At 64.4% G+C, this 3,539-nt stretch carries 4 protein-coding genes; all 4 read right to left on the reverse strand.

Annotated features, from left to right (window positions below; all coding sequences use genetic code 11):
- Positions 1 to 378 precede the first annotated feature (378 nt).
- The 4 genes from AC5JJ6_RS04670 to AC5JJ6_RS04685 all read right to left on the reverse strand — a co-directional run bounded on the left by AC5JJ6_RS04670 (position 379) and on the right by AC5JJ6_RS04685 (position 3,455).
- Positions 379 to 1,950 (reverse strand): GMC family oxidoreductase, encoded by a 1,572-nt coding sequence (locus AC5JJ6_RS04670; protein WP_496040929.1) that lies wholly within the window; start codon positions 1,948 to 1,950, stop codon positions 379 to 381.
- Positions 1,951 to 2,007: 57 nt separating this feature from the next.
- Positions 2,008 to 2,562, reverse strand: a complete 555-nt coding sequence (locus tag AC5JJ6_RS04675; RefSeq protein ID WP_496040930.1) for a twin-arginine translocation signal domain-containing protein — start codon at positions 2,560 to 2,562, stop codon at positions 2,008 to 2,010.
- Positions 2,563 to 2,640: 78 nt separating this feature from the next.
- Positions 2,641 to 3,036, reverse strand: coding sequence for a VOC family protein (locus AC5JJ6_RS04680; RefSeq protein WP_496040931.1), 396 nt, complete (start codon positions 3,034 to 3,036; stop codon positions 2,641 to 2,643).
- A 98-nt stretch (positions 3,037 to 3,134) separates the two neighbouring features.
- Positions 3,135 to 3,455 (reverse strand): ribbon-helix-helix domain-containing protein, encoded by a 321-nt coding sequence (locus tag AC5JJ6_RS04685; RefSeq protein WP_044431097.1) that lies wholly within the window; start codon positions 3,453 to 3,455, stop codon positions 3,135 to 3,137.
- Between the last annotated feature and the right edge of the window lie 84 nt (positions 3,456 to 3,539).

Consider the following 3,539-nt stretch of genomic DNA (forward strand, 5'->3'; position numbering starts at 1 on the left):
GATATTGCCGCCGGCTCCGGATAAGGCGACTTTGGTCATGTGGCAGTTCCCCCCGCCCCGTGTGTTTGGTTTTGCGGGGAGTGTCAATCATAAGACGACGAAGGTCAACCGGCTAAAAGGTCGGGTGGCCTGACCAATTTCATGTCATTCGGACGCCAACTTCGGATTTCTCCTCCAGTTCCGTCATACCCGGACTTGATCCGGGTACCTCCTTTCAAGAGCTGAGCGGGTGAAGTCAGGACTTCAGGTTGAAGTCCTCACGTCAGCCTCCGCCAGGAGGTACCCGGATCAAGTCCGGGTATGACGGAAGAGTGGGCGAACATTGCTGGAGCGTCGCACTGGAACGCCTAAGTCGGTGCCTTCGAAGACCACCCCTCGTCAGATCTCCCGCTTGCTCATCTGGTCGGCGATGAAGTCCGCTTGCCGGATCGCGAGGGAGACGATCGTCAGGGTCGGATTGCAGGCGGCCCCGGTCGTGAACTGGCTGCCGTCGGAGACGAACAGGTTCTTCACGTCGTGGGCCTGGCCGTTCTTGTTGACGACGCCGTCGCGGGCGTTGGCGCTCATCCGGTTGGTGCCGAGGTTGTGGGTGGAAGGGTAGGGCGGCGTGTGGATCGTGCGGGTGGCGCCAACGGCCTCGTACAGGGTCGAGCCCTGGCGGAAGGCGTGATTGCGCATCGCGACGTCGTTGGGGTGGTCGTCGAAATGGACGTTCGGGATCGCCATGCCGAAGGTGTCCTTTTCGGACGCGTGCAGGGTGATCCGGTTGGTTTCCTGCGGCATGTCCTCGCCGACGATCCACATGCCGGCCATGTGGTCGTAGCCGTCCATCGCAGAGGTGAAACTTCGGCCCCAGGCGCCGGGGTTCAGGAAGGCCGCCATGAAGGGCAGGCCGAGCGACAGGGTTTCCAGCTCGTAGCCGCCGGCGAAGCCGCGCGAGGTGTCGAACCGGGCCTCGTCACGGACGATGCCGGCCATGGTGGTGCCGCGATACATGTGGACGGGCTTTTCGAAGGTCGCGTAGACCGACCCGGTGGTGTGGCGCATGTAGTTGCGCCCGACCTGACCCGAACTGTTAGCCAGCCCGTCCGGGAACATCGGGGAGGCGGAGTTCAGCAGCAGGCGCGGGCTCTCGATCGAGTTGCCGGCGACCGCGACGATGCGGGCCTTCTGGCGGTGGACGTTGCCGGCCTTGTCGCCGTAGAGGACGCCGGTCACCTTGCCCGACGCGTCGTGCTCGATCTTCAGCACCTGGGCGTCGGAGCGGACTTCGAGGTTGCCGGTAGCCTCGCCCTTGGGCAGTTCGGCGACCAGGGTGGACCACTTGGCGCCCGACTTGCAGCCCTGGAAACAGAAGCCGATCTGCTGACAGGCGCCCCGGTTGTCCCGCTCCCGCGAGTTGATCGCCATATTGCCGCTGTGGAAATCCTTGTAGCCCATCGCCTTGGCGCCGGCCGCGAGGACCTTGTAGTTGTTGTTGCCGGGCAGGCGCGGGATGCCGTTGGTCCCCGTGACGCCCATCTTGGACTCGGCCTTGGCGTAGTAGGGCTCGAGTTCCTGCAAGGTGATCGGCCAGTCCAGCAGATTGGCCCCGGACAGGTCGCCGTAATGGGTGCGGGTCTTGAACTCATGCTCCTGGAAGCGCAGGCTGGCGCCCGCCCAGTGGATGGTCGAGCCGCCGACCGCCTTGACGATCCAGGCCGGCAGGCCCGCGAAGTCCTTGGCGACCCGCCAGCTTCCCGAGGTGGTCCGCTTGTCGAGCCAGCTTATCTGGGAGAACGACTCCCACTCGTTGTTGACGAATTCCTCCGTCTCGACGCGCGATCCCGCTTCCAGGACCACTACCTTGACGCCCTTCTGGGCCAGTTCGTTGCCCAGCGTGCCGCCGCCGGCCCCAGAGCCCACGATCACCACAACGCCGTCGTCGTTTAGGTCGAATTTCGCAGCCATCTTTCCCGTTCCTCCCAACCGCCGTTTGGTGCCCAGCTTGGTGACGCGCTTGTTGACTCAGGCGTCTTTCAGCCAGTCGATGTCGTCGAAGCCGCGATGCAGATAGCCGCCGTGCTCGGCGGACGAGCCTTCGTAGCCGAACTTCGCCCAGACGGCCGGCTGGTTGTAGAGGGCCACGACCATGTCGCCGCGCACCTTCTGGAAGAACGGGGTGGTTTCCATCGTGCGCAGGACGGCGACCCGGTCGCCCTCTTCGTTGACGGCGGCGTAGGGCATCGCGTACTTGGCCTGGGATGCCGTGTTCAGGTCGGCGACGCCCTGCTCCAGCAGCTGCTTGAGCGTGGCGTCGGCGCCGGCCTTGCCGTCATAGGCTTCGACCGCCTTGGCGTAGTAGGCATCGCCCAGCCGGTCGTGGGGGTAGAGGTCGCGCGCCATCTTGACGAGCGTCACCATGGTTTCGGGCTTCAGGTGCTGGGTGGTCATCGCCCAGGCGCCGTTGGGATCGACCGTGACCGTGGCGCCGCCGGCGATGGCGGTAACGCCGGCGACGGCTGCGCCCGATTTCAGGAAATTGCGGCGGGTCACCTTGGCCCGCTTGTCGATGGTCCTCATGCGTGTCTCCTCCCTAGGGGGACGGGGTTCGGACTGCCTTGTTCGGCTTTGGTCTCGTTGGATTTCGACTATGGTGGTTCAGCGGTAGCGGCCATGCCGCTGGAGCACCTCCACCTTGTAGCCGTCGGGGTCCTGCACGAAGAAGAAGCGCGCCATCAGCGCGCCCTCGCGCATGAATTCCTTGATCGGATTGGGATTGAGACCGGCTTCGGTGAAGCGGCGGTGCTCGGCGTCCAGGTCGTCGACGGCGACCGCGATGTGGCCGTAGCCGTCCCCTAGGTCGTAGGGTTCCGTCCGCCCGTGGTTGATAGTCAGCTCGACCTCGAAATCGGCCTCGCGGTTCCGCAGGTAGACGAGGGTGAACCCGTCGAACTCGTAACGGTCGGCAGCCTCCAGGCCGAACGCTATGGCGTAGAAGTTGCGGGACCTGTTCTCATCGATCACGCGGAACATCGCGTGGATGACTTTGGCCATCGTTCCGGACCCTCCCCCTGGTGTCGCTTTTGCTCGACGTCGCCCCTTTCAGGCGCTTGGGCGAAATCCTAGGGCGGCTAAACGGGGTGGTGGTAGTATCATGCTACTACAGCATCGATTTCCCTGGCCCGGCGCGCGGCCACCGCCGAGGCATGAGCCACGGGGTCGCGCAGGTACAGCGCACAGGTCACCCGCAGCATGGACGCGAAGTTGGGGATGTCGCCCTGGTGCTGAAGCACCTCGTCATGCAGCGTGCAGAGGAAACGCGACAGCGGGACGCCCTCGCGGGCCGCAATCTCTTCCAGGATCGCCCAGAACTCGGCCTCCAGGCGGATGCTCGTGGTGTGGCCGTGCAGGCGGACGGCCCGCGTCTCGCATTCGTACGACGCCGGGTCCTGCATGACGAAAAGTCTACACATGGTCTGTCTCTCTCCCGTCCCGCCTCTTTGCCGCATTTTCAAGGATCGATGCGGTGGCGCTGTTTTGCTTGGGATCGATCATAG

It is taken from the genome of Skermanella sp., assembly GCF_059503625.1.

Coding starts and splice junctions, on each gene's coding strand:
- AC5JJ6_RS04670 (WP_496040929.1), bottom strand. CDS start 1,950: ATGGCTGCGAAATTCGACCTAAACGACGACGGCGTTGTGGTGATCGTG.
- AC5JJ6_RS04675 (WP_496040930.1), bottom strand. CDS start 2,562: ATGAGGACCATCGACAAGCGGGCCAAGGTGACCCGCCGCAATTTCCTG.
- AC5JJ6_RS04680 (WP_496040931.1), bottom strand. CDS start 3,036: ATGGCCAAAGTCATCCACGCGATGTTCCGCGTGATCGATGAGAACAGG.
- AC5JJ6_RS04685 (WP_044431097.1), bottom strand. CDS start 3,455: ATGTGTAGACTTTTCGTCATGCAGGACCCGGCGTCGTACGAATGCGAG.